Origin of the sequence: Brucella sp. NBRC 14130, assembly GCF_040371715.1 — a bacterium.
GTDB classification, from domain to species: domain Bacteria; phylum Pseudomonadota; class Alphaproteobacteria; order Rhizobiales; family Rhizobiaceae; genus Brucella; species Brucella intermedia.
In genome coordinates, this window is the sequence record NZ_BAABTE010000014.1 from 1 (window position 1) to 22,541 (window position 22,541).

The window sequence follows — 22,541 nt, forward strand, 5'->3', positions numbered from 1 at the left end:
CCGTCACCAAGGCGATCCAGTCAGTCGACCCCACCGCCAGGGTGGAGACGAATCCGGAGGCGCGGGCGGTCAAGGTTGAGACGACTGCTAGTGCGGGGGCTATTCAGCAGGTTCTCGAAGAAGCCGGTTATCCCGCGACCGCAAAAACGCCGGGCACGGCCTTGAGAACCTTATGATCAGAGCAGAGCCATGAACAAACTCACCCCGATTTTTATCGCCGGCGCGCTAGCTGTTGCCGGCGGTCTCGCCTACGCGCAATCGCAGATTGGCGAACAAGAACAAGGAGCAACTATGAACCGCGGTGAACATGCCGGTCACGGCGCAAGCACGCCTTCCGACAATCCTGTCATTCGCGCCTATCAAGATGTCAACGACAAGATGCACGCCGATATGGCCATAGAGTTCACGGGTGATGCGGACGAGAATTTCATGCGCGGCATGATCCCGCACCACCAGGGTGCGATTGATATGGCGCGCGGCGTGCTCGAACACGGAACGGATCCGGAAGTCCGTAAGCTCGCCGAGGGCGTGATTACCGCCCAGGAAGGCGAAATCGCCATGATGCGCGAATGGCTGGCAAAACGCGGTCAGTGACAACGGGAGCGGCTCTCAGGAGCGGCCTTCCCCCATGAAAAATGCATAAGACATGGTTGGACGGCGTCGCCGTTGACTGTCAAACGACCGAAAGGAAGACGATCGATGCAAAGGCGTACTTTTCTGGCAAGCCTTGGGGGCCTCGTCGTGGCCGGGCCTGCAATAGCTCAAAAGCACGATATGGGCGGCATGGATGGCCACGGTAATCACGCCGTGCCTCCCACAAACGCCAACCCGGTTTTGCCGGAGGGACATCCGCTCAAGGAGCTGCCACGCCTGTCCAATCAGTCGGCCGCACCGGGCGTATTCAAGGTAAAGCTCGCAGCAGAACCAGGCACCATGCGGTTCGCCGAAGGGCTCGATACGCCTGTGCTTCTCTACAATGGCACCAATCCCGTAATCGAAGCACGTGAGGGTGACAAAGTCGAGATCAGCTTCAAGAACGGAATTCCAGGCGAACCCACGACGATTCACTGGCATGGCATGCCGGTGCCGGCCGACCAGGATGGCAATCCGATGGACCCGGTGGTATCGGGTGGTGACCGTATTTATGCGTTTGATCTGCCGGAAGGCAGTGCGGCACCTTACTGGTTCCATCCCCATCCTCATGGTTTGACCGCCGAGCAGGTTTACCGCGGACTCGCTGGTGTCTTTCTGGTCAAGCCAAAGGACGATCCCATCCCGTCGGAGTATGGCGACACGATCCTCATGCTCACCGATCTCAGGATCGCCGCCGACGGGACAATGCCGGAAAGCACGATGGCTGATCTGATGAACGGCCGCGTTGGCGATCATGTGCTCGTTAATGGGCAGAAGAACCCGACGATGGCTGTTGCAGTTGGAGAGAAGCGTCGCTTGCGCCTTTTTAACGCGACGAACGCGCGATTCCTACGGCTCAAGTTCGAGAATGCGAGCATGACCGTCATAGGAACGGATGGTGGCCTAATCGAAGCCCCTGTCGCCGTCGATGAGCTGCTGCTCACGCCGGCCGAACGCGTTGAGTTGATTGTTTCTTTCGACAAACCGGGAATGGCCATGCTCACGACGCTCGAATATGAGCGCGGCTGGATGGGGCCGGGTAAGCCGAACGAGGCCGACATGACCCTGTTGACGGCACACGTATCAGATGCGCCGGCAAGCGCAATACCTCCGTTGCCGGCAAAGCTACGCACCATCGAAGCTCTTGAGAATCCGGTTGTCACGCGTCGTTTTGTGCTGACGGAATCCATGGGCGGTATGGACCATAGTAACATGTCGATGCAGGGCATGGATCACTCCAACATGTCGATGTCTTCCGACAGCATGGAGATGAAGTTCCTGATCAACGGTGCCAGCTTCGACATGAACCGCATAGACGTAGTTTCGAAAGTCGGACAAGTCGAACTTTGGGAAGTCGTCAACGAAGCGGATATGGACCATCCGTTCCATGTGCATGGGACGCAGTTCCAGATAATCGAGCACGAGAAGGACGGAAAGGTCACCAGGCCAGCCTATCGCGCATGGAAGGATACCGTGAACATCGTGGCCGGAGAGACGGTTCGGATTCTGCTGCGCCAAGATCTGCCGGGACCACGCATGTATCACTGCCATATCCTCGAGCACGAACAGCTCGGAATGATGGGTACGATTGACGTTCGAGCCTAAGTTTTGGATCGGCACATGAAACAAAGGCCCGCCGCGAAAATAATCGCGGCGTGCTAATTAGGATACATGGCTCTGTTGTGGCGTTGCACCGCCGGCTCCTGCTTTTCAGGGGCACATATTCCGCCGCGGGGCGCTGGGACAAAGGCTTGCCTTCTCGCGCCCTAGCGCCCGCCGAAAGCCACTGATTATTTGATTTGGGAAAGCCGCCGGTCACGCTTCGTTAGCGAATTTCCGGCCGCTGAGGCGTTCCGCACGGCCGTTCCTAAGAAGCAAAGACGAACTCCTCCCGACCGAGCGCATCGGAGAAATCAGCTTTGCTGACGACCTGATCAAACACTTGATAACTCACGTCAAGAGCTTCTTCTAAAAAATTATTTCTCGGCTCTTGACCTTCCCATGGTTGGAAACCGCACCTTCGTAAAAAGTCACCGCCGTCTCACGCTGTGAGGTGGTGTGCCCTTATGAAGGAGAACGATAATGAGTCATAAAGCCACCACCCTGATGCTTGTTGGGGCGGTCGTCGCGGGTGGTACTCTTGGCACTGTCTATCGCGAAGAATTAGAACAATACGCCGAAAATCTACTGGTACGCGTTTCGTCGGCTACCGTGCCACAAGCCGCTGCACAGCCGGCTCAAATGCCTGCCCCACAGGTCCCCGTCGCCGAAGTCATCACGCGCAAGGTCGCGCCGTCCGCGGAGTTCACCGGCCATCTCGAAGCGACCAGGGCCGTCGAACTGCGTCCGCGCGTCGGCGGCGCAATCGACGCCGTCAGCGTTCCCGAAGGCGGCCTCGTGCGACCGGCTGAGCTTCTCTTCCAGATCGATCCGAGACCATTCCAGGTTGCGCTGGACGGAGCCAAAGCCCAGTTGCAGCAGGCAAAGGTTCTGCTCGATCAGGCCGAAATCGATTTCCGGCGGGCCGAAACACTGGCTCCGAATGGGACCGTGTCGCGCAAGACCTTCGATGACGCGCAGGCAGCACGCCGTCAGCGCCAAGCCCAAGTAGAAATCGCCAAGGCTGCCGTTGCGGCCGCGGAACTTGATCTGTCGTTCACGCGCGTCACGGCACCGATCGCTGGGCGGGTCGACCGTGTTCTCGTGACAGAAGGCAATCTCGTCACCGGTGGCAATGCAGGGGCTGCGACCCTGCTCACCACGATCGTCTCGACCGATCCGCTCTATGTCTATTTCGATATCGACGAAGCCACCTATCTCGGATTCGTCGCTCGTGCACGCGCATCAGACTCGGAGAGGGTTGGCGGCAAGCTTCCGGTGCAGGTCGGTTTGATGACCGATACGGGCTTCCCACATGCCGGCGAACTCGACTTTCTCGGCAACCGTGTCGACCGGAGTACGGGAACGATCCGCGCCAGGGCGGTTGTCAAGAACCCGGATGGCCGGCTGACGCCTGGCCTCTTCGCACGAGTGAAGCTCGTTACCGCCGAACCGGCTCAGACCGTGCTCATCGACGAACAGGCAATCGGTACCGACCAGGGACGCCGCTACGTTCTAGCTCTCGGAGCCGAGAACAAGGCTGAGTACCGACCGGTTGAATTGGGGCCGATGATCGATGGTTTGCGCGTTGTCTCCAGCGGCCTCAAGCCAGGCGAGAAAATCATCATCAAGGGGCTGGTCCGCCCCGGAATGCAAGTTGACCCGCAGACGGTTTCGATGTCGCCGGGCCAATCCGTCGATGGCGACCGGGCGGCGGCTGCATCGCAGGAGGCGCGTCGATGAACATTCCACGCTTTTTCGTCGACCGTCCCATCTTCGCGGTCGTCCTGTCCGTGTTGATGCTGATCGGCGGTGGCCTTACGCTCCTGAAACTGCCATTGAGCGAATATCCGCAGGTGACCCCGCCGACGGTACAAGTCACCGCAAGCTATCCAGGCGCCAGTCCCGAAGTGATTGCAGAAACGGTTGCCGCGCCGCTGGAGCAGGTGATCAATGGCGTTGAGAACATGCTCTATATGAGCTCGCAGGCGGCGACCGACGGGCGCATGACGCTTACTGTGACCTTCCAACAGGGCACCGACCCCGACATGGCGCAGATCCAGGTGCAGAATCGCGTCTCGCGCGCGCTTCCGCGTCTGCCACAGGAGGTTCAGCGTATTGGCGTCGTGACGCAGAAGACTTCGCCCGACATCCTGATGGTCGTTCATCTCGTGTCACCCGATGATCGCTACGATCCTCTTTACCTGTCGAACTTCGCCACCTTGCAGGTACGCGACCAGCTTGCGCGGCTGTCAGGTGTGGGTGATGTACTCGTCTGGGGTGCTGGCGAGTATTCCATGCGGGTGTGGCTCGATCCGGCCAAGGTGGCAGCGCGTGGTCTGACCGCCTCGGACGTGGTGGCGGCAATTCGCGAGCAGAACGCTCAGGTGGCCGCAGGATCGGTAGGCCAGCAGCCAGATGCCTCGGCTGCGTTCCAGGTCACGGTCAACACGCTCGGCAGGCTTTCAAGCGAGGAGCAGTTCGGCGACATCGTTGTCAAGACGGGCAGCGATGGCCAGATTACCCGTTTACGCGATATTGCCCGTATCGAGCTCGGCGCAGACGCTTACGCGCTGCGCAGTCTTCTCGACGGCAAGCCGGCGCTCGCAATGCAGATCGTCCAGAGCCCGGGCGCCAACGCACTCGACGTGGCGAGCGCTGTTCGCAGCACCATGGAAGAACTGCAGAAAGGCTTTCCCGAGGGAATAGAATACCGCATTGCCTACGACCCCACCGTCTTCGTCAAGGCGTCTCTGGAGGCCGTGGTGATGACGCTGCTCGAAGCCATCGTCCTGGTCGTGATCGTCGTCGTGCTTTTCCTTCAGACATGGCGGGCTTCGATCATTCCGCTCGTTGCGGTCCCGATATCGTTGGTCGGCACATTCGCGCTAATGTATATGTTCGGCTTCTCGCTGAACACACTGTCGCTGTTCGGTCTCGTACTTTCCATCGGAATCGTGGTCGACGACGCCATCGTGGTCGTCGAAAATGTCGAGCGGCACATCGCGCTTGGCGAAACGCCGAAGGAAGCGGCGCGCAAGGCCATGGACGAAGTGACCGGGCCGATCGTTGCCATTACGTCCGTGCTGTCGGCCGTGTTCATCCCATCAGCATTCCTGTCCGGCCTGCAAGGCGAATTCTATCGCCAGTTCGCGCTCACGATCGCAATCTCGACCATCCTGTCGGCGGTCAACTCCCTCACTCTCTCTCCGGCGCTTGCAGGCGTGCTCCTGAAGCCGCACCACGGCGAGGTGAAACGTGATCTCCTGACCCGGGTGATTGATGGTCTGTTCGGCTGGTTCTTCAGGCTGTTCAACCGCTTCTTCGACACGGCCTCGAATGCTTATGTCTGGTCCGTGCGCCGTGCCCTGAGGGTAAGCTCGCTCGTTCTGATCGTCTATGTCGGCCTGTTGGGTTTGACATGGATGGGTTTCCAGTCTGTACCCAGCGGATTTGTCCCGGCTCAGGATAAATACTACCTCGTCGGCATCGCCCAACTGCCGACCGGAGCCTCGCTCGACCGGACCGAGGCAGTCGTCAAGGAAATGTCGGAGATCGCTCTCGCCGAACCGGGCGTGGAGAGTGTCGTGGCATTTCCGGGTCTGTCCGTCAATGGCATGGTCAATATTCCCAATGCCGCCGTTATGTTCACGATGCTCAAGCCTTTTGACGAACGCAAGGACCCCTCGATGTCTGCTTTCGCCATCGCAGGCCGCCTGATGGGCAGGTTCAGCCAGATACCCGATGGCTTCGCCGGTATCTTCCCGCCGCCACCCGTTCCAGGCCTCGGCTCGACCGGCGGCTTCAAGCTCCAGATCGAGGATCGGGCGGGACTTGGTTTTGAAGAGCTTGCTAAGGCGCAGGGTGCAATCATGGCAAAGGCGATGCAAGCACCGGAGCTGGCCGGTATGCTTGCGAGCTTCCAGGTAAATGCGCCACAGGTGCAAGTGGACATCGACCGGGTGAAGGCCAAGTCGCAGGGTGTGCCGCTCAACACCATATTCGAAACGTTGCAGGTCAACCTTGGCTCGCTTTACGCGAATGACTTCAATCGCTTTGGCCGGACCTATCGTGTCGTCGTCCAGGCGGACGCCCCCTTCCGCATGCAGCCGGAGGACATCGGCCGCCTGAAGGTGCGAAACGCAACGGGCGAAATGATTCCGCTGTCGGCTCTGCTAACGATCGAGCACAGTTCGGGGCCAGACCGGGTGATGCATTACAACAGCTTCCCGTCGGCCGATATCAGCGGTGGGCCTGCACCCGGCTACTCGTTCGGACAGGCAACTGCTGCGATAGAACGGATCATCACGGAGACTTTGCCGCCCGGCATGGCCTTCGAGTGGACCGAGCTTGCCTATCAGGAGAAGCAGGCTGGAAACACAGCAATGTACATCTTCCCGCTGTCCGTTCTGCTCGCGTTCCTCATTCTCGCTGCGCAGTATAACAGCTGGTCGTTGCCGTTCGCTGTGCTGCTGATCGCGCCAATGGCGTTGCTATCGGCCATCGCGGGCGTCTGGTTGACCGGCGGCGACAACAACATCTTCACCCAGATCGGCTTTGTGGTGCTGGTTGGCTTAGCCGCCAAGAACGCCATCCTGATCGTGGAGTTCGCGCGAGCGAAGGATGATGAAGGCGTCGATCCATTGAATGCCGTGCTCGAAGCGGCCCGGCTCCGCCTGCGGCCGATCCTGATGACATCACTCGCATTTATCGCCGGTGTCGTTCCACTTGTCATCGCAACCGGCGCCGGCGCCGAAATGCGGCATGTCATGGGCATTGCCGTGTTCGCAGGCATGCTCGGCGTCACGCTCTTCGGCCTGCTCTTGACGCCGGTGTTCTACGTCGTCGTGCGGAAATTTGCGACCCGCCGCGAAAGGCGCATGAGCACTGAAGGGGCTGTCCTGAAACAGCAACCATAAACAATTCACGGCGATCGCATCCAGTTTGGTCGTAAGACCCGAGACCGAATGCGATCGCTCCCACAATCAAAAACGATTCTGATGCGCTGAAGAAATGACCGCAGGCGGGCGGCGCAAGCCTGACTGCTCACTTAGACTCAGCGCAACTCTAGTGAGAGATCTTTATGAGAACCACAAATTACGTTGTGCCTATTATACTAATATTCCTCGCCGGCTGCGTCACTGGCCCCGATCACGAAGCCCCACAAATTGCTTTGCCAGATAAGTTTGGGGAAGGCTCCGTGGCAAGCAATGGAAATATGGCACTGGCCGCATGGTGGAATGCATTTGGCGATGCTCGCCTCAATCGCTACGTCGCCCTGGGGCTGGAACAGAACTTGACGGTGCAGCAGGCGATCGAGAGGATCAACCAGGCGCAGGCGGATGTCATCGTAGCCGGCTCTGGAGCTCTCCCGAGCCTGATAGCCTCCGCGAGCAACACTACTAGCGAGCAGAAGGGCAGTCTGTTCAATGCCGATCAACCCATGAAGAACATCACCGCCGGCGGACTTGGCGTCAGTTGGCTTGTCGACTTCTTCGGGCAATATCGTCGCGCAAAAGAAAGTGCTTCCGCTTCGCTCGATGCGGCTTATGCCGACATTAACATTCAGCGCCTTGCGTTCATATCGCAATTGACCTCAGCCTATGTTGATCTTCGATATTATCAGGAGCGCATCGAGATCGCGCGCCAGAATCTCAAGTCGCGTCGAGAAACACTTGCGCTAACGAAACAGCAGTTGGCAGCAGGTGCGACGTCGCGATTGGACGTTACGCAAGCAGAAGGACTCGTCCAGTTGACACTGGCCGAAATTCCTGAACTGGAGATCAATTTCCGTCGATCAGCTCATCGCATAGCAACACTCTTGGGGTTGCCTGCTTCATCTTTAATTAGCGAGCTTCAAAAAGGGGCCAGGCAACCCGTCGCACGTGCGGTTGCGCGCAGTGGCATTCCTGCCGATCTGCTGCGCAATCGCCCCGATATCCGGGCGGCAGAACGGCGCTTGGCCAGCTCGGTCGCGAAAATAGGCGTCGCGGAATCGCAACTCTATCCGAGTATTCAGCTGAGCGGATCGATTTCTCCCAGCTACACCTTTCTCAATGGTGGGTCGAGTGGTTCCTTGAACGTCTGGTCCTTCGGGCCAACGCTGGTTTTGCCAATCCTCGACGGTGGCCGCTTGCGCGCAAATGTGGCCATCGCCAACTCCGCAGCCAAGGAGCAATATCTTGAATGGAAAGAGACTGTTCTGGTCGCAGTTGAAGAGGTTGAGAGCGCACTGGCAGCCATAAAACGCAGCATGCAGCAGGAAGCCACACTGAGAAAAGCCGTTGAATCCTACAAAGACGCTCTTTCTATCGCGACGACCAATTACCGGAACGGCGTCTCAACCCTTCTCGAAGTTCTGGATGCTCAGCGATCTGTCGCCGACGCACAAGCCGATCTTGCTAGAGCCGTCCAGCAGACAGCGTTAAGCTACGTATCCCTGAATGTTGCGATTGGCGGAGGGTACGCGAACACGAGCGACGTCAGGTTTGTTATGCGTTGAGCTACAGCCATGCCGCCTACCGCGCGCACGATTTGCCCACGGTCGGCGCTGTAGATTCATGAGCCGATCAGATGAGAGCCGAACGACTCTTGTGTTGCTTCGAACACGAGGATGCCGAGGTCTTCTTCCAGCGCCTTGATCCCTGCGCGGACACTGGACTGGCTGATGCCACGCGCCCGTGGGGCACGGTGAAAACTCAGGTGTTCGGCGACGGCGATTGTCTGGATTAGCGACGCCATGGGAATGCGGCCGCCAACTAATTGGGGCGATCGACCCGGTTGCGCATTTTTCAAATGCCGCCGTCGCATGGTGGCTCACTACTTTCTCGTTGCCACGCCTGCGGCGAAGATACCCAGCAGGGTAAGGAGCGCGATGCCGAGCGTAATATAGCGTGCGGAGTCCACCGCAGATTCCCCGCCTGCGGCCATCAGCGTGCCTGCGAGCGCAGAGGTGATCGAGAAAGCAATAAGCTGCGTGATGGTGATCGCAGCCGCCGCCTTGCCACCCTCGGCGGGATCATGGGTGCTGCTCATCGCGGCAACTCCCAGCAGCGGCCAAGCCAGTCCGATGCCGACCCCGGCAAGCGCGAGGACGGCCGCCCAGATCAGCACCATAGTCATATCGGCAGCCGCGACTTGCAGCAGGCCATAGGCAATCAACCCAGCTGTCAGCAGTAACGGGCCGAGACGGATGGCGCGACGGCGGCCGCTCTCACTTTTGACCGACACGACAAAGAGCTGCGCGATGACCCAAGCCAGCGACAGAACCGCCCCGAGAAATCCGGCGATCAGCGGGGATAGCCCAGCCAGTTTCTGGCCAAACAGCGGGATGAAGTTCTCTACCATCACGCCCGCGCTCAGAGCCGCGACCGTGAGATAGATCCATTTCAGTGAATTGCCGCGACGATAGGTGATGTGGGGAAGGATAGTCTCTTTCGCCCGCCGCTCCACGACGACGAACAGCCAGAGCAGCACAAGGCCGATTCCGACCATGGCCAGCGTCGGCCAGCCTATCGGCACGATGGCGCTGAGGCTAATAGCGATGGCCGCAAGGACAAGCGGAATGAGAGAGGCGACGGGAACGGGCGAACGATGCCCCGAACCGGCCATGCGTCCAAACGCTCGGTGTGCAATAATTCCGAACAGCAGCGAAACCACAGCAAGCGCACCGTATGACCAGCGCCAGAGTCCGAGTTCCGCGAACACGCCGCCGAGCGCCGGCCCGAACAGCGTGCCCAGGCCCCACATGGCCGATACGACGCCGGTTGCCCGTGCCCAATGACGTCCGGGAAGTGCTGCGCGGATCACTGCGTAGCCAAGGCCGGCCAGCAATCCGCCACCGAGCCCCTGCACCACTCGGCCGACGATCAGCAGTTCCATCGTCGGGCTGGCGGCATTGGCCGCTGCGCCGAGCGCGAAGACGGCGAAGGCCGCGACATAGGCAAGCGCCGGTCCCTTCCAGTCGAGGATACGGCTGACGAATAGGGAGGCCACGATGGCCGAGATGACGAAGGCTGTCGTCACCCACGCATAATATTGCTGTCCGCCAATATCAGCGACGATGGACGGCATCAGAGCGGCGGTGAAATAGAGGTTCATGGCATAGAGCAGGACACCGCTCGCCATGACCAGAACGATGGCGAGATGACGCCCGGATAGAAGATCGGACCAGCCGTCCGCATGGGATGCTGGCGTGTTTTTGGGATCGGCCGATTGGGCCGGTGTAGGTGAGTCGTTCATGGAAGTTTGCCTCGGTGATGAGAGTTACCAAGCTGCCGTGCGCCGCACGATCAACGACAAGCCCAGCACAATGAGAGAGACGAGCAACACGATGCTTGGAGCGACCGAATGGCCGTAGTCCACGTTCAGCAGCGTTGTGAGGGTGGCGGCTGCCATCACGATCGCGCCCAGCCCGGCCCCAAGGGGACGTGTGGCTGTCCGTATCAGCAGCAGCCCGGCCGCTAGCTCGAGGATAGCCGTGATGTAGTGGAACCAGCCGGGGTAGCCCCAGGCCGCATAGGCCGCGGCGTTTTCTTCGGAAATGAAGGCGTTTCCATACGCCCCGAACAGAAAGAATGCAGCCAGAAGCCAGGCCAGGATGGACGATATGACAGGCAGGGATTTGTTCATGACACCTCGCACCTTCGAGAAAGCGGATTGGCCGAGGCCGCATTGTGCTGGACCCGCTGGCCGTTCCAACATAGATTGAGTGATCACTCTAGTTATGATTGCGGCAAGGTCAAGCTATATTAGAGCGATCATTCTATGATTATGGAGGCCCCATGGTCCGCAAGCTCGTTCCCGAACAGCACGAAGGCAAACGGCAGGAGATTCTCGCGGCGGCGCACCGCTGCTTCCTGCGCCACGGGCTGCAAGGCGCGTCGATTTCGATGATCTGTAAGGAGGCGGGCATGAGCCCCGGCCACCTATATCACTACTTTCCGAGTAAGGACGCGATCATCGAACAGATGGCCGACGAATACCTGTCGCAACTCCACGCCCATTTCAGCGGTCATGCAGAAGCCGAGCAAACTGCGACCGTGTTGCTATCGGAACTTTGGAGCATGAAGGGGTGGGACGACCTCACCCATTGTCGCATCCTGTTTGAATTGCTGGCAGAAGCGGGACGTAACGAAAGAATCCGCGCTATCCTCAAAGAGAATACCGATGGCGTGCGGGCGCTCCTGATGGAGACCCTGAAAGCCGGTCAATCGCGTGGAGAGGTCGATCCCGATCTTGACCCGAAGCACACAAGCGCGGTTCTGGTGGCCATCCTTGATGCCGCGCCGATGCTGCCGCTGATGGCGTCCGACATTGGTTTCGAGGAAAGCAGGAAGCTGATCACAACGATGGTGAGCCGCTTCTTGCGACCTGCTACATGAAATTTGTACGTCATGCCGATGCATCATCGGCTCATGTCGCAACCTGCCTCTACCGAAAAGCGACGCTGGAGTTAGAGAAAGAGAATTAGATTAAGCCGGTTGCATTCGTGGCCGAGATCGACTTCCTACCGATCACCGACGAGGCAGATCCGGTCACCTTTTCGGTCGTTTGGTCCCTGCACAACCACAGCCCCGCCCTCCAGAACTGTTTGCCATGGCGGATACTATGAAACATTTGGACGATTACGATTCATCGCCGTGTTGACCATGTGTTGACCAAGCCAAAAAAGTAAAGGCCGCCCACAGGCGACTCTCGCTTAAGCCGTTGATTTTTTTAAAAGAACGGGAGCGGGCGAAGGGGCTCGAACCCTCGACCCCAACCTTGGCAAGGATCGGCACTTATGCCGCCGTCCGGAACAGCAGGTGAAGATGGATGCATGCTCCCGCAACCAACGATCCCTGCGATAGCAGGTTGTCCAAAGCCTCGGCCTCCGCAAGGAAGTCGGGGTTTTTCTTGCCCGCTGTAAACCGCAGGATCGCACCGAGGTCGCCGCGCAGGACGATGGCTAGCTCGCCATTGTCGGGAACCAGCGTCACCTGATCGACCAGCGACCGAAAGGTCTCGGCAGCGTGAGTACGACCGTCTTCATCTTGCAGATGTTCGTAGAGTTGGCCGATCCGCTGCGCGTAGAGTGCCGCCATGTTCGGGTGCAGCAGGGGAGGCGGCTCGTCCGCGTTGGCCAGTTTCTCCGTCAGTTCAGCCTTGCGGGCTTCCAGCTTCTCGGACTTGTCCTTCAGCTTCGATAACGGGAAGCCTTGCACGATCGCGTCGACGATCTTGTCCAACTCCTTGTCGACACGCTCCAGTTCCCGTTTCCAACCCTCCAGATCGGCGCCGCGCTCGATGCGTAGCCGATTCACCTCCCTGGTGAACTCGGTACAGAACTCCTTGAACAGCGCGGGATCCATCAGATGCTTGCGTAGCCCGTTGAGGATCGAGGCTTCCAGCGCGTCGCGCCGGATGTTGAGCCGGTTGTCGCAAGTGCCCTTGTTGCGCGCCGTCGCGCAGCCGAGCAGATCCTTCGAGATCATCGTATAGCCGCCACCGCAGCAGCCGCATTTGACGAGGCCAGCGAAGAGGTGCTTCGGGCGACGCCGGTCGTTCAGGGGATTCGGGCTGGTCTCGACCACATCGTAGGCGAGGCGGCTCTGCCGTGCCTTGACCGCATCCCAGATGTCCTGGTCGATGAGCCGCAGGTCAGGCACCTCATGGACGACCCATTCGCTTTCCGGGTTCAGGCGGGATACGCGCCGGCCAGTGTCGGGATCCTTGATATAGCGTAGCCGGTTCCACACAAGCTTTCCGATGTAAAGCTCGTTGTTCAGGATGCCGGTGCCGCGCTTCGGGTTGCCGTGGATCGTCGATGGCCCCCATTCACTGCCCTGCGGCCCTGCCACGCCTTCGTGGTTCAGCGACATGGCGATCGTGCGCGAGGACTTTCCGTCAAGATAATCGGCGAAGATGCGTCGCACGATCCCGGCCTCGGTCTCGTTGATGGTCCGATCGCCCCGGATGGCTTCCCCACGATCATCGAACTTCTTCACCACGTCATAACCGTAGCAGAGACCGCCTCCGGATTTGCCATCCTCGACGCGGCCGCGCAGCCCACGACGGGTCTTGTCGGCTAGATCCTTCAGGAACAGCGCGTTCATCGTGCCCTTCAACCCGACATGCAGATGGGTGATCTCGCCCTCGGACAGGGTGAACATCTTCACATCGGCATAGGTCATGCGCTTGAAGATGCCGGCGATATCCTCCTGGTCGCGCGATAGCCGGTCCATGGCCTCGGCCATGATCATGTCGAAACGGCCGCGCAGGGAATCGGAGATCAGGGCCTGGACGCCCGGTCGCAGGATCATGCTGGCGCCGGAGATGGCGTGATCGGTGTATTCCTCGACGACGGTCCAGCCTTCCTTTTCGGCGCGCAGGCGACACATACGCAGCTGATCGGCGATCGAGGCGTCGCGCTGGTTGTCGGAGGAGTAGCGGGCGTAGAGCGCGACCTTCATGCGGACACCTCAGTCGGGGAGGCGGTCGCCCGCCAAACGGGCCGTCTCCTGTTGGACGAAATCGCGCGCTGCCTGTCGGGCGAGTTGCCGGACGAGATCGGCGAGGCGGGGGTCGGGCTTGTGGGTGCCAGCAATGCGCGCCACGGCTTCATCCGTGGTCTCCGTGACCAGCCGAAGCTTCGATGCTGTGGTTTGTCGTTGCCGTGCCATTCCTGCGCCGATCCATGACGGTCCCGCACAAAGACTGCACTGCAATTCCAGTGTGTTACAGAGAAGCACCCGGCGGCGTTTGGCGGGGAATGGAGGGCGGGGTCGGGCATTGGCGCAGTCCTGAGCAGCATGGCGTCGCAAAAATACTGGCGCGACGATGTGCGAATTTGCGGCTCGCCAAGAGATTTGAACATCTGCTCGCACAGCGCGACGTTCCAGCCATGTCCTGAGGTCAGTCTAACGCGGAGACGCCGCGCATGGCAATGCGAGAAAATTGGTCGCGCCGATGGTGGCCGCTGGTCCTGACGGTGCCCCCTCAGCCCACTCCGTTCCTCACAGGTCCGGCAGGCCGAGGCTGAGTTGCCGGGCAGCTTCGTCAGAGGTGGTTCGGGAAATCTGACAGCCAGGATGAGCGGCTCTTTGCTGCGACCATCGCACTAGGTGTTCTTGAAGGCTGGAAGGCTGTCATGGCGAAGCGTTTGGCCTTTTGCGGTCCTGGGCTTCCCGTTCTCACCGCTCGGCGGCGCGGTCCAACTGCACGACGAGGCGGAAATTTCGGACCGTCCCTGCCTAGACGCTTGTCCATATGTCGATTAGTCTCGACATATGGAATCAGATAACGCCATCCTCGCTTTCGCCGCGCTCGCGCAACCGACCCGCCTCGACGTGTTCCGTCTCTTGATGGAGCATGAGCCGGATGGGTTGCCCGCAGGCGAGGTCGCCCGCAGGTTAGATGTCCCCCACAATACCATGTCCACACATCTGGCGACGCTGACGCGCGCCAGCCTGATCGAGGCGGAGCGGCACAGCCGGTCGATCATCTATCGGGCAAGGCTCGACGCCGTGCGGGCGCTCGCCAGCTTTCTCGTCAAGGATTGCTGCGGCGGTCGCCCCGAGATCTGCGCGCCGCTGATCGCCGATCTTTCCCCTTGCTGCCCACCGCAAACCCTCGCCACCAAAGAGGCCGCCCATGACTGACCGCATCTACAATGTTCTGTTCCTCTGCACCGGCAATTCGGCGCGCTCGATCCTCGCGGAAAGCATCCTGAACAAGGATGGCGAGGGTCGCTTTCGCGCCTTCTCCGCCGGATCGCAGCCCAAGAGGACGATCAATCCCTTTGCGTTGAAGATGTTGAAGAGTTTCAGCTACCCCTCTGAAGGCTTCCGCACGAAGGGTTGGGAGGAGTTTGCGGGGCCCGATGCACCGTTCATGGATTTCGTGTTCACCGTCTGCGACAACGCTGCCGGCGAAGCCTGCCCGGTCTGGCCCGCCCAGCCCATGACCGCCCATTGGGGTATTGAAGATCCGGCGGCCGTCGATGGAACGGACATCCAGAAGGAAGCCGCCTTCGTTGCGGCCTTCCGCTTCTTGAAGAACCGCATCTCGGCTTTCACGTCCCTGCCGGTCGCCAGTCTCGACAAGGCGTCGCTGCGCACCAAACTGACCGAGATCGGCCAGTCCGATGGCGCGTCGTCTCCACGCAACAGCGCAGCGTGAAGCCGGCCATGGACGTCATCATCTATCACAATCCCGATTGCGGCACCTCGCGCAACACGCTGGCGATGATCCGCAATGCGGGCGTCGAGCCGCATGTCATCGAATATCTGAAGACACCGCCGTCGCGCGAGTTGCTGACCCGACTTATTGCGCGCATGGGCATATCGGTGCGGGAACTGCTGCGCGAGAAGGGCACGCCCTATGCGGAACTGGGCCTTGGCGGCCCGGCTCTGAGCGACGCGCAATTGCTCGATGCCATGATGGCGCATCCTCTCCTGATCAACCGGCCCATCGTCGTCAGCCCGAAGGGCGTCAAGCTCTGCCGGCCGTCCGAGGACGTGCTCGACCTGTTGCCGCCGCAGCGTGGCGCGTTCGCCAAGGAAGGCGGCGAGCGCGTGATCGACGGCCACGGCCGACGCGTGGCAACGGCCTGAGGGAGTTCCATGTCCACCTTTGAACGCTACCTCACCCTCTGGGTCGCATTGTGCATCGTCGTTGGCATTGCGCTCGGCCATTTTCTCCCGGGCGCTTTTCATGCCATCGGCGCAATGGAAATTGCCAAGGTCAACCTGCCGGTGGCGGTGCTGATCTGGCTCATGGTCATCCCGATGCTGCTCAAGATCGACTTCGCAGCATTGGGCGAGGTCGGGCGGCACTGGCGCGGTATCGGCGTGACGCTGTTCATCAACTGGGCCGTAAAACCCTTCTCGATGGCGCTGCTGGGCTGGTTGTTCATCGGCTGGCTGTTCCGGCCATACCTACCGGCGGAGCAGATCGCCAGCTATATCGCTGGCCTCATCATCCTTGCCGCCGCGCCATGCACGGCCATGGTGTTCGTCTGGTCGAACCTGACCAAGGGTGAGCCGCATTTCACATTGAGCCAGGTTGCCCTCAATGACGCCATTATGGTCGTTGCCTTCGCGCCGATTGTCGGCCTGCTGCTGGGCCTGTCCGCCATCACCGTGCCGTGGGGGACGCTGGTCCTGTCGGTCGTGCTCTACATCGTCATTCCCGTTATCATCGCGCAGATCATCCGTCGCCGGATGCTGGCGAATGGCGGGCAGGCAGCGCTTGACCGACTTCTTGCAAAGTTCGGCCCGGCCTCCCTCGTTGCGCTGCTGGCGACGCTGGTGCTGCTGTTCGGCTTTCAGGGCGAACAGATCATCGCGCAGCCGGCGATTATCGGCCTGCTGGCGGTGCCTATCCTGATTCAGGTCTATTTCAATTCCGGGCTTGCCTATCTGCTCAATCGGATGGCCGGCGAGCAGCATTGCGTGGCGGGCCCCTCGGCGCTGATCGGGGCGTCGAATTTCTTCGAACTGGCGGTTGCTGCCGCCATCAGCCTGTTCGGCTTCCACTCGGGCGCGGCGCTCGCAACCGTCGTCGGGGTGCTGATCGAAGTACCGGTGATGCTCTCGGTTGTCTGGATCGTGAACCGCTCCAAAGGCTGGTATGAGCGTGGCGGCAAGGTATCCGAACTCGCGAAAGAACTGCGTTGATGCCGGACGATCTTCCCAATCTCGATGCCGGCTGCGTTGATACTCCCAGCCTTGGTCGGCTGCGCGTAGCGGCCCCCTCAACCCATCCGCCGCGTATCCTGCTGCTTTACGGCTCGCTCCGCGACCGATCCTACAGCCGTTTCCTGACATTCGAGGCCGAGCGTCTGCTGAAACATTTCGGGGCGGAAACACGCATCTTCGATCCGGTCGGCCTGCCGCTGCCGGATGGGGCTGAGATCAATCATCCCAAGGTGCAGGAATTACGTGAACTCTCGCTCTGGTCCGAGGGACAGGTCTGGACCAGCCCCGAGCGGCATGGCGCGATGAGTGCGGTGATGAAGGCGCAGATCGACTGGATTCCGCTCTCAGTAGGTGCAGTTCGTCCAACGCAGGGCCGGACCCTTGCGGTGATGCAGGTATCGGGCGGCTCGCAGAGCTTCAACGCCGTCAACCAAATGCGTGTGCTCGGCCGCTGGATGCGGATGGTCACGATCCCCAACCAGTCCTCCGTCGCCAAAGCCTTTCAGGAATTCGACGAGGCGGGCCGGATGAAACCATCATCCTATTATGATCGAGTGGTCGACGTGATGGAGGAGTTGGTGAAGTTCACGCTGCTAACGCGCGATGTCTCACCCTACCTGACCGACCGCTATTCCGAACGCAAGGAGAGTAGCGAGGCCCTTATGCAGCGGGTCAATCTGACGGCCGCGACCTGAACGCTTTAGCACTCCGACATCATCGCTCACGAAATGACGCGTCTCTGAAGACCTTTCCGGACGCGGTCAGACGAGTTTCTGCACAGCCTGCCCCGCAACGCCCCCTGAGAGTTCGAGTGCGGGCGGGCTTTCCGTGACGGGTTGAGGGCTGGAGAAGAGGTCTCCGGCGCCCGTCGCGGAGATCATCCCGATGGCCAGACAGGATCACGCTGCCGATGGCGCGCGCAGCAATCTTTACGACGACATTACCAGCAAGATCATGGCAGAGCTGGAGCAAGGGCGGTTGCCGTGGGTCCAGCCCTGGGGGACTGCGGCGGCAAAGGCGTCGCTTGCCATGCCGAAGAACGCCGCGACCTCGCGGCAATATTCCGGGATCAACATCCTGATCCTCTGGGGCGCCGTGGTCCAGCACGGCTACCCTTCCCAGCACTGGCTCACATATCGCCAGGCGGCGGCTCTCGGCGGCAATGTCATGAAGGGCGAGCGTGGCACCACCGTGGTCTATGCCGACCGCTTCACCCCCGAGGACGAGAAGCGCCGCGCCCGCGAGACCGGCGATGAGCCGGGACGCATCCCGTTCCTGAAGCGCTTCACCGTTTTCAATGCCGCGCAATGCGAGGGCCTGCCCGAGGACATCGCGGTGGAGGCACCGCCCCCGCCGCCCGGCATGATCGAACCGCGGGTGGAGGCGTTGATCCGGGCCACCGGCATCGACTTTCGCATCGGCGGGGATCGCGCCTTCTACGTTCCATCACAGGACTTCGTGATGGTCCCGCCACCGCAAGCCTATTTCGAGCCGATCAACTGGCACCGGACGGCGTTGCATGAGCTCGGTCACGCCACAGGCCATGCCTCGCGCCTGGGGCGGGATTTCTCGGGCAGTTTCGGCACGAAGAAATACGCATTCGAGGAGTTGGTGGCGGAGATGAACGCGGCATTCTGCTGCGCCTCGCTTGGTATCGCGCCGACCGTGCGCCATGCCGACTATATCGGCTCCTGGCTGGAGGTGCTGCGCGAGGACAACCGCGCCATCGTCCGCGCAGCTTCTCAGGCCAGCAAGGCGGCCGACTGGCTGCTGTCGCATCTGCCGGCCGAAGATGCCGGGGAGCCGGTTCCGGCTGCAATCGAAGGGAGGGTCGCGGCATGATCCTCCTGACCGGAACACAGCGCGACCGGCTTCTGGCCAATGGTCGCCAACGTGATGTGGATCACATCCCCGTCGTGAAATTCTTCAACCCCTTTTGCCCCTTTGACACATAAAGAAAAAGGCCCCGCGAGGGACCTGTTTTCGGGTTTGCAATGTGCAAGTGGCGGAGGGGATGGGTCTGAAAGACAACCTTCTCCACTGATTTACTTAAAAAAGCAATTACTTACGTGCGTTTCCGTCAGCCGTCCGGCTGCCTTACCAATAAAATCCGAAGGACCTGAACCGCGGTTGAGCCTGTGGCGACGTCAGTGCGGGCATCGCGTGCCCGGCCATCGGCGGGACGGAAAGCGTTCGGCTGGGGGCCAGCGCGCGGAGCCTCGCGATCCGGCTTTCCACCGGCGGATGCGTCCGCAGCAGCGAGGGTTCGGGGATGCGTCTGCCGGGCAGGAAGATGTCCTCCCAGAACCGGCCGACGCGGCGCTCGAGCTTGCCGAGCGCGCCGATCAACCCCTCGGGGTCGCCGGTCAGGTCCGCCGCCACCCGGTCTGCATCGTATTCGCGGGTGCGCGACAGCCCGAGCTGGATCAGCGCCATCAGCGTGGGCGCGAAGATCAGGAGCACCACGACCGACCAGGGCACATGGACCATGCCCGCCATCACGAGCGGCAGGTTCACCAGCACAAGCAACTGTCCCATCCAGCTTGCCAGCGACACCAGCCGCGACATCACATCTGCGAGCCCCATGACCCAGAGGTCGCGATGGGCGATGTGGCCGATCTCGTGCGCGAGGACGCTGGCAAGATCGCGGCCGTCGAGGATCTCGAGCAGCCCGTCGGTGACGCAGATCGTGCTGTCCTCGGGGCTGCCCATGGCAAAGGCGTTCGGCAGCCGGCTCGGGACGCGATAAAGCGCCGGGGTGCGCGGCAGGCCGGCGCGGCGGGCGAGCTCGGCAAGTGCTGCGATGAGACCGGGGGCCTCGCGCCCCGTCAGACGCTGGGCGCGATAGGCCGACAGCAGCATTCGTCGGGACAGGTCGGGGGCCAGAAACAGGCCGGCGACCATGCCGAGCGCGACGAGCAGCCCCGTTCCGGGCCCCAGGATCACGGTGACCGAAACCCAGGCGAGCGCCGCCATGAGGCCGAGCAGCAGCGCCGATTGCACGAGATTGAGCAGACGGTGGCGGGCGGAGGCCGCGGTCATCGCGTCTCGTGGCCTCCGAGTTCGCGCCGGTCCTGATCGCGCACCAGCCAGTGGACAGCGCCGAGCGCAAGCGCCGCGCCCGCGAGTGCGGCAATCTTGGATGATTCCGTCTCGCCGAGGTCCAGGATGATGAATTTGCGCGCGATGGCCAGCAGCGCGATCAGCACGATCGTGCGGACCTGGAGGATCCCGAAGCTGCGTTCGGTCGCAACAAGAAGGGAGCGCTTGAACTCGAGCGCGATCACCACGGTGAAGATCATGCCGAACACCACCTGGAAGGTGGCGTAGTCGAGAGTGTCGAATGCCCCCAGAAGCAAGCGGTTCACGACTTCGCGCATCAGCGCCCAGACCGACGCCACGACGATCGCCGCAATGATGACGCTGAGGACGAAGATGACAACTTGCTCGAACTTCTCGTAGAGCGTCATCGCCGACCATTGTTCACGGGTCAGCCCGGATCGTTGCAAGTCTTTCGAGATTGCCTCTCGAAAGCCGCCCTGGAGAGACAAGCTCCCCGGGGCTTTGCCAGACGGTGCGATATCGCACGGAGCGGAGGGGACGCCGCAAACCGGCGACACCCAATGTGGCAAATCAGCCGTTCTTGACCTCGATGCGCTTGACCTTCGCCTGCGCCTCGGGAGTCTGGGGCAGCTTGATCGTCAGAACCCCGTTCTTGAAGGATGCCTGCGCCTTTTCGCCATCCACACCGGGAGGGAGCGGAATTGTCCGGTAGATTGCGCCGTAGCTGCGCTCGGAAAGGTAATACCCCTTCTTCTCCTCCTGCCGCTCGATCTTCTTCTCCCCCTTCACAGTCAACATGTCATCGTTGACCGTCACCTCGATGTCCTTCATCTCCATGCCCGGCAGCTCGATCGACACTTCGATCGCCTTGTCGGTCTCGACCACGTCGGATTTCGCTTCGCCGCTGCCAAAGGGCCATTCGAAATGACCGACACGGTTCCAGAAGTTCTCGAACACATGGTTCATTTCGCGCTGGAGTGTCGCGATCGGGTTGTCTTCGCTGCTCTTGGCATCTGGCGCGCCGTCCTTGCGCGCCCAGGGGATGAGGTCTTTGATCTGCATGATATGGTCTCCTTCGGTTTTCAGGCGCCCTTGACGGCGATCTTTTTCGGCTGCGCTTCAGGGGCTCGGGGGAGCGTCAGGGTGAGGACACCTCCACGCATCTCGGCTTCGATCCTGTTGGGGTCGAAGTCCTCGGAAAGCGTGAAGGCACGCTCGAAATCGCCCTCGCCATATTCGGCATAGGCAAGTTCGAGGTTTTCCGGCCGCACCGGGTCAACTTTGCCGCGGATCGTCAACACACGATTTTCGAGCGTGATCTCGACCGCATCGGCGGCGACCCCAGGCATTTCAAGCATCATGGAGACACCCTGATCGGTCTCGACGATATCGGTCAACGGGCGGTAGATGCGTCCGCCGCCGGTGGTCTCGGGCGAGTCGGTCGGCGTCTTTTCGGCGGCTTGCGTGATGTCGGTGCTCATCGTTCCAGCTCCTCTCAGGCTGCCTTGATCTCGATTTTCTTCGGCTTTTCTTCCTCGGGCCGGGAGATGACGATCCGCAGCACGCCGTTCGTCATCCTCGCCTCGACCTTGTCATCCGAGGCCGCGAACGGCAGGCGGATAGTGCGGGAAAACCTGCCGAAACCGCGTTCGTTGCGGTGCCAGCGCGCACCGTCGGGAACCTCGGGCGCCTTGCGTTCGCCCGAAAGCGTCAGGACGTTGTCCTTAACCGAAATCTCAATGTCGCCCGGTTCGATGCCGGGAAGTTCAGCGGCGATGGCAACGGCCTCAGGGCCTTGCCAGACATTCACCGCCGGGAACGCCGCGCGGGCCGGCGGCCAGAAACCGCGGTCGAGATCGCGCATCATGGAGCGCATCAGCGCAAAGGGATCGCTGCGGCGCAGATATGTCGGGTAGAGCATTACTGGCCTCCTGTTGCTGATCGATGCCCCCGAACCGTCGGCATGGAGGGACCGGGCAACGGTGCCGGCCGGATGTGGGTTCGGAGACCGCCCATCAAGATAGGCGGTTCCATTTATTATGCAAGCATATATGATGCGTGCATTGCGCTTTGGATGGAATGCGGTCTATCCTATGTCTCATGCAACCAGAGGAAGGATACCTATGATCTCTTCGGACATCGCGCTGATCGGGACGACGATCCACCGGGTCGCGCAGCTCATCCAGCAGCGGATCGACCAAGGCATCCGCGACAGCGGCCTGACCCGCCTGTCCTGGATGGCGGCGGCGCATGTCGAGGATGCGCCCGGGCTGACCATCGGCGATCTGGCCGACCGACTTGAGGTCGGCCCGGCCACTGCGGGCCAGCTCGTCGATCGCATGGTCCGGGGCGGCTGGGTCGAGCGGTCGCCCTCGCTCGACGACAGGCGGTCGCAGATCGTCACCGCAACGTCGAAGGCCCGGGCGATGCTGGAGGAACTCGCGCCGCGGCAATCGGCGCTCGAACATGAAATCCTGCAGGATCTGTCGGCAGACGAAAGGCGCATCCTGCTGGCGCTGCTCGAGCGGATCAGGGCGCGGCTCGGGCGCCAGTGAAAGGGACAAG

The 22,541-nt window shown here is 60.9% G+C and carries 23 protein-coding genes and 1 pseudogene; 14 read left to right on the forward strand and 10 right to left on the reverse strand.

All coding sequences use genetic code 11. From position 1 onward, the window contains the following. Window positions 1-189 precede the first annotated feature (189 nt). The 5 genes from copM (at window position 190) to ABWW28_RS21925 (ending at window position 8,734) form a co-directional block, all read left to right on the forward strand. Window positions 190-594, forward strand: a complete 405-nt coding sequence (copM, locus tag ABWW28_RS21905) for a CopM family metallochaperone (RefSeq protein ID WP_100653171.1) — start codon at window positions 190-192, stop codon at window positions 592-594. Window positions 595-699: 105 nt separating this feature from the next. Next, on the forward strand, window positions 700-2,238 hold the full coding sequence (locus tag ABWW28_RS21910) for a multicopper oxidase family protein (RefSeq protein ID WP_100653173.1): 1,539 nt from the start codon (window positions 700-702) through the stop codon (window positions 2,236-2,238). A gap of 477 nt (window positions 2,239-2,715) precedes the next feature. After that, window positions 2,716-3,975, forward strand: a complete 1,260-nt coding sequence (locus tag ABWW28_RS21915; RefSeq protein ID WP_100653174.1) for an efflux RND transporter periplasmic adaptor subunit — start codon at window positions 2,716-2,718, stop codon at window positions 3,973-3,975. Continuing rightward, complete coding sequence (locus ABWW28_RS21920) at window positions 3,972-7,151, forward strand: efflux RND transporter permease subunit (RefSeq protein WP_353392132.1); 3,180 nt, start codon at window positions 3,972-3,974, stop codon at window positions 7,149-7,151. The genes ABWW28_RS21915 and ABWW28_RS21920 overlap by 4 nt, the downstream gene beginning before the upstream one ends. 164 nt (window positions 7,152-7,315) lie before the next feature. Continuing rightward, a complete protein-coding gene (locus ABWW28_RS21925; protein WP_313014867.1) occupies window positions 7,316-8,734 on the forward strand; it encodes an efflux transporter outer membrane subunit in 1,419 nt (472 codons plus the stop codon). A 56-nt stretch (window positions 8,735-8,790) separates the two neighbouring features. On the opposite strand, the gene ABWW28_RS21930 is transcribed toward ABWW28_RS21925, so the two are convergent. The 3 genes from ABWW28_RS21930 to ABWW28_RS21940 form a co-directional block, all read right to left on the reverse strand. Beyond that, window positions 8,791-8,973, reverse strand: coding sequence for a helix-turn-helix domain-containing protein (locus ABWW28_RS21930; protein ID WP_196108457.1), 183 nt, complete (start codon window positions 8,971-8,973; stop codon window positions 8,791-8,793). Window positions 8,974-9,051: 78 nt separating this feature from the next. After that, window positions 9,052-10,473: an MFS transporter gene (locus ABWW28_RS21935; protein WP_100653182.1), complete on the reverse strand. Its 1,422-nt coding sequence runs from the start codon at window positions 10,471-10,473 to the stop codon at window positions 9,052-9,054. A gap of 24 nt (window positions 10,474-10,497) precedes the next feature. Further along, window positions 10,498-10,863, reverse strand: coding sequence for a DoxX family protein (locus tag ABWW28_RS21940; RefSeq protein ID WP_100653183.1), 366 nt, complete (start codon window positions 10,861-10,863; stop codon window positions 10,498-10,500). Window positions 10,864-11,015: 152 nt separating this feature from the next. Here ABWW28_RS21940 and ABWW28_RS21945 point away from each other — a divergent pair, with 152 nt between their 5' ends. Then, a complete protein-coding gene (locus tag ABWW28_RS21945) occupies window positions 11,016-11,615 on the forward strand; it encodes a TetR/AcrR family transcriptional regulator (RefSeq protein ID WP_100653185.1) in 600 nt (199 codons plus the stop codon). 399 nt (window positions 11,616-12,014) lie between these two features. Here the strand turns inward: ABWW28_RS21945 and ABWW28_RS21950 are convergent, their stop codons facing one another. Both ABWW28_RS21950 and ABWW28_RS21955 read right to left on the reverse strand, forming a co-directional pair. After that, window positions 12,015-13,685, reverse strand: a complete 1,671-nt coding sequence (locus ABWW28_RS21950; protein ID WP_353392135.1) for a recombinase family protein — start codon at window positions 13,683-13,685, stop codon at window positions 12,015-12,017. Window positions 13,686-13,694: 9 nt separating this feature from the next. Then, on the reverse strand, window positions 13,695-13,895 hold the full coding sequence (locus ABWW28_RS21955; protein WP_066816365.1) for a hypothetical protein: 201 nt from the start codon (window positions 13,893-13,895) through the stop codon (window positions 13,695-13,697). A 606-nt stretch (window positions 13,896-14,501) separates the two neighbouring features. On the opposite strand from ABWW28_RS21955, the gene ABWW28_RS21960 reads away from it, so the two are divergent. The 7 genes and pseudogenes from ABWW28_RS21960 to ABWW28_RS21990 form a co-directional block, all read left to right on the forward strand. Continuing rightward, a complete protein-coding gene (locus ABWW28_RS21960; protein ID WP_058097821.1) occupies window positions 14,502-14,873 on the forward strand; it encodes an ArsR/SmtB family transcription factor in 372 nt (123 codons plus the stop codon). Next, the gene (locus ABWW28_RS21965; RefSeq protein WP_058097820.1) at window positions 14,866-15,393 is read left to right on the forward strand and encodes an arsenate reductase ArsC; all 528 of its coding nucleotides are present in this window, start codon (window positions 14,866-14,868) and stop codon (window positions 15,391-15,393) included. Before ABWW28_RS21960 ends, ABWW28_RS21965 begins: the two co-directional genes overlap by 8 nt. A gap of 8 nt (window positions 15,394-15,401) precedes the next feature. Next, window positions 15,402-15,827: an arsenate reductase (glutaredoxin) gene (gene arsC, locus ABWW28_RS21970; protein WP_058097819.1), complete on the forward strand. Its 426-nt coding sequence runs from the start codon at window positions 15,402-15,404 to the stop codon at window positions 15,825-15,827. Between the two features lie 9 nt (window positions 15,828-15,836). Beyond that, entirely contained in the window at window positions 15,837-16,892 is a 1,056-nt protein-coding gene (arsB, locus tag ABWW28_RS21975; RefSeq protein WP_058097818.1) for an ACR3 family arsenite efflux transporter, read from the forward strand. After that, on the forward strand, window positions 16,892-17,608 hold the full coding sequence (arsH, locus tag ABWW28_RS21980) for an arsenical resistance protein ArsH (protein WP_353392139.1): 717 nt from the start codon (window positions 16,892-16,894) through the stop codon (window positions 17,606-17,608). Before arsB ends, arsH begins: the two co-directional genes overlap by 1 nt. A gap of 190 nt (window positions 17,609-17,798) precedes the next feature. Continuing rightward, on the forward strand, window positions 17,799-18,755 hold the full coding sequence (locus ABWW28_RS21985; protein ID WP_058097816.1) for an ArdC family protein: 957 nt from the start codon (window positions 17,799-17,801) through the stop codon (window positions 18,753-18,755). Beyond that, window positions 18,752-18,847, forward strand: a pseudogene (locus tag ABWW28_RS21990) (DUF2958 domain-containing protein); the annotation flags it as partial. The gene ABWW28_RS21985 and the pseudogene ABWW28_RS21990, both read left to right, overlap by 4 nt. Before the next feature lie 163 nt (window positions 18,848-19,010). Here the strand turns inward: ABWW28_RS21990 and ABWW28_RS21995 are convergent. The 5 genes from ABWW28_RS21995 to ABWW28_RS22015 form a co-directional block, all read right to left on the reverse strand. Next, window positions 19,011-19,955 carry a zinc metalloprotease HtpX gene (locus ABWW28_RS21995; RefSeq protein WP_353392141.1) on the reverse strand — a complete coding sequence of 315 codons (945 nt, stop codon included), beginning with the start codon at window positions 19,953-19,955 and terminating at the stop codon, window positions 19,011-19,013. Next, window positions 19,952-20,383, reverse strand: coding sequence for a phosphate-starvation-inducible PsiE family protein (locus ABWW28_RS22000; RefSeq protein WP_353392143.1), 432 nt, complete (start codon window positions 20,381-20,383; stop codon window positions 19,952-19,954). The genes ABWW28_RS21995 and ABWW28_RS22000 overlap by 4 nt, the downstream gene beginning before the upstream one ends. Before the next feature lie 163 nt (window positions 20,384-20,546). After that, window positions 20,547-21,038, reverse strand: coding sequence for an Hsp20/alpha crystallin family protein (locus ABWW28_RS22005; protein ID WP_086466662.1), 492 nt, complete (start codon window positions 21,036-21,038; stop codon window positions 20,547-20,549). Window positions 21,039-21,058: 20 nt separating this feature from the next. Continuing rightward, entirely contained in the window at window positions 21,059-21,457 is a 399-nt protein-coding gene (locus tag ABWW28_RS22010; RefSeq protein WP_028713488.1) for an Hsp20/alpha crystallin family protein, read from the reverse strand. 14 nt (window positions 21,458-21,471) lie between these two features. Continuing rightward, window positions 21,472-21,897, reverse strand: a complete 426-nt coding sequence (locus tag ABWW28_RS22015; RefSeq protein WP_185926886.1) for an Hsp20/alpha crystallin family protein — start codon at window positions 21,895-21,897, stop codon at window positions 21,472-21,474. A gap of 202 nt (window positions 21,898-22,099) precedes the next feature. Here ABWW28_RS22015 and ABWW28_RS22020 point away from each other — a divergent pair, with 202 nt between their 5' ends. After that, entirely contained in the window at window positions 22,100-22,531 is a 432-nt protein-coding gene (locus ABWW28_RS22020) for a MarR family winged helix-turn-helix transcriptional regulator (RefSeq protein WP_353392147.1), read from the forward strand. The last annotated feature ends 10 nt before the right edge of the window (window positions 22,532-22,541 follow it).

What these genes read in the sequence shown, in the direction of transcription:
- ABWW28_RS21965 (WP_058097820.1), top strand. Translation starts at nt 14,866, where the DNA reads ATGACTGACCGCATCTACAATGTTCTGTTCCTCTGCACCGGCAATTCG.
- arsC (WP_058097819.1), top strand. Translation starts at nt 15,402, where the DNA reads ATGGACGTCATCATCTATCACAATCCCGATTGCGGCACCTCGCGCAAC.
- ABWW28_RS21935 (WP_100653182.1), bottom strand. Translation starts at nt 10,473, where the DNA reads ATGAACGACTCACCTACACCGGCCCAATCGGCCGATCCCAAAAACACG.
- ABWW28_RS22010 (WP_028713488.1), bottom strand. Translation starts at nt 21,457, where the DNA reads ATGAGCACCGACATCACGCAAGCCGCCGAAAAGACGCCGACCGACTCG.
- ABWW28_RS21910 (WP_100653173.1), top strand. Translation starts at nt 700, where the DNA reads ATGCAAAGGCGTACTTTTCTGGCAAGCCTTGGGGGCCTCGTCGTGGCC.
- ABWW28_RS21960 (WP_058097821.1), top strand. Translation starts at nt 14,502, where the DNA reads ATGGAATCAGATAACGCCATCCTCGCTTTCGCCGCGCTCGCGCAACCG.
- ABWW28_RS21940 (WP_100653183.1), bottom strand. Translation starts at nt 10,863, where the DNA reads ATGAACAAATCCCTGCCTGTCATATCGTCCATCCTGGCCTGGCTTCTG.
- ABWW28_RS21915 (WP_100653174.1), top strand. Translation starts at nt 2,716, where the DNA reads ATGAGTCATAAAGCCACCACCCTGATGCTTGTTGGGGCGGTCGTCGCG.
- copM (WP_100653171.1), top strand. Translation starts at nt 190, where the DNA reads ATGAACAAACTCACCCCGATTTTTATCGCCGGCGCGCTAGCTGTTGCC.
- ABWW28_RS21920 (WP_353392132.1), top strand. Translation starts at nt 3,972, where the DNA reads ATGAACATTCCACGCTTTTTCGTCGACCGTCCCATCTTCGCGGTCGTC.
- ABWW28_RS22000 (WP_353392143.1), bottom strand. Translation starts at nt 20,383, where the DNA reads ATGACGCTCTACGAGAAGTTCGAGCAAGTTGTCATCTTCGTCCTCAGC.
- ABWW28_RS22020 (WP_353392147.1), top strand. Translation starts at nt 22,100, where the DNA reads ATGATCTCTTCGGACATCGCGCTGATCGGGACGACGATCCACCGGGTC.
- ABWW28_RS22005 (WP_086466662.1), bottom strand. Translation starts at nt 21,038, where the DNA reads ATGCAGATCAAAGACCTCATCCCCTGGGCGCGCAAGGACGGCGCGCCA.
- ABWW28_RS21925 (WP_313014867.1), top strand. Translation starts at nt 7,316, where the DNA reads ATGAGAACCACAAATTACGTTGTGCCTATTATACTAATATTCCTCGCC.
- ABWW28_RS21955 (WP_066816365.1), bottom strand. Translation starts at nt 13,895, where the DNA reads ATGGCACGGCAACGACAAACCACAGCATCGAAGCTTCGGCTGGTCACG.
- ABWW28_RS22015 (WP_185926886.1), bottom strand. Translation starts at nt 21,897, where the DNA reads ATGCTCTACCCGACATATCTGCGCCGCAGCGATCCCTTTGCGCTGATG.
- ABWW28_RS21930 (WP_196108457.1), bottom strand. Translation starts at nt 8,973, where the DNA reads ATGGCGTCGCTAATCCAGACAATCGCCGTCGCCGAACACCTGAGTTTT.
- arsH (WP_353392139.1), top strand. Translation starts at nt 16,892, where the DNA reads ATGCCGGACGATCTTCCCAATCTCGATGCCGGCTGCGTTGATACTCCC.
- arsB (WP_058097818.1), top strand. Translation starts at nt 15,837, where the DNA reads ATGTCCACCTTTGAACGCTACCTCACCCTCTGGGTCGCATTGTGCATC.
- ABWW28_RS21985 (WP_058097816.1), top strand. Translation starts at nt 17,799, where the DNA reads ATGGCCAGACAGGATCACGCTGCCGATGGCGCGCGCAGCAATCTTTAC.
- ABWW28_RS21945 (WP_100653185.1), top strand. Translation starts at nt 11,016, where the DNA reads ATGGTCCGCAAGCTCGTTCCCGAACAGCACGAAGGCAAACGGCAGGAG.
- ABWW28_RS21995 (WP_353392141.1), bottom strand. Translation starts at nt 19,955, where the DNA reads ATGACCGCGGCCTCCGCCCGCCACCGTCTGCTCAATCTCGTGCAATCG.
- ABWW28_RS21950 (WP_353392135.1), bottom strand. Translation starts at nt 13,685, where the DNA reads ATGAAGGTCGCGCTCTACGCCCGCTACTCCTCCGACAACCAGCGCGAC.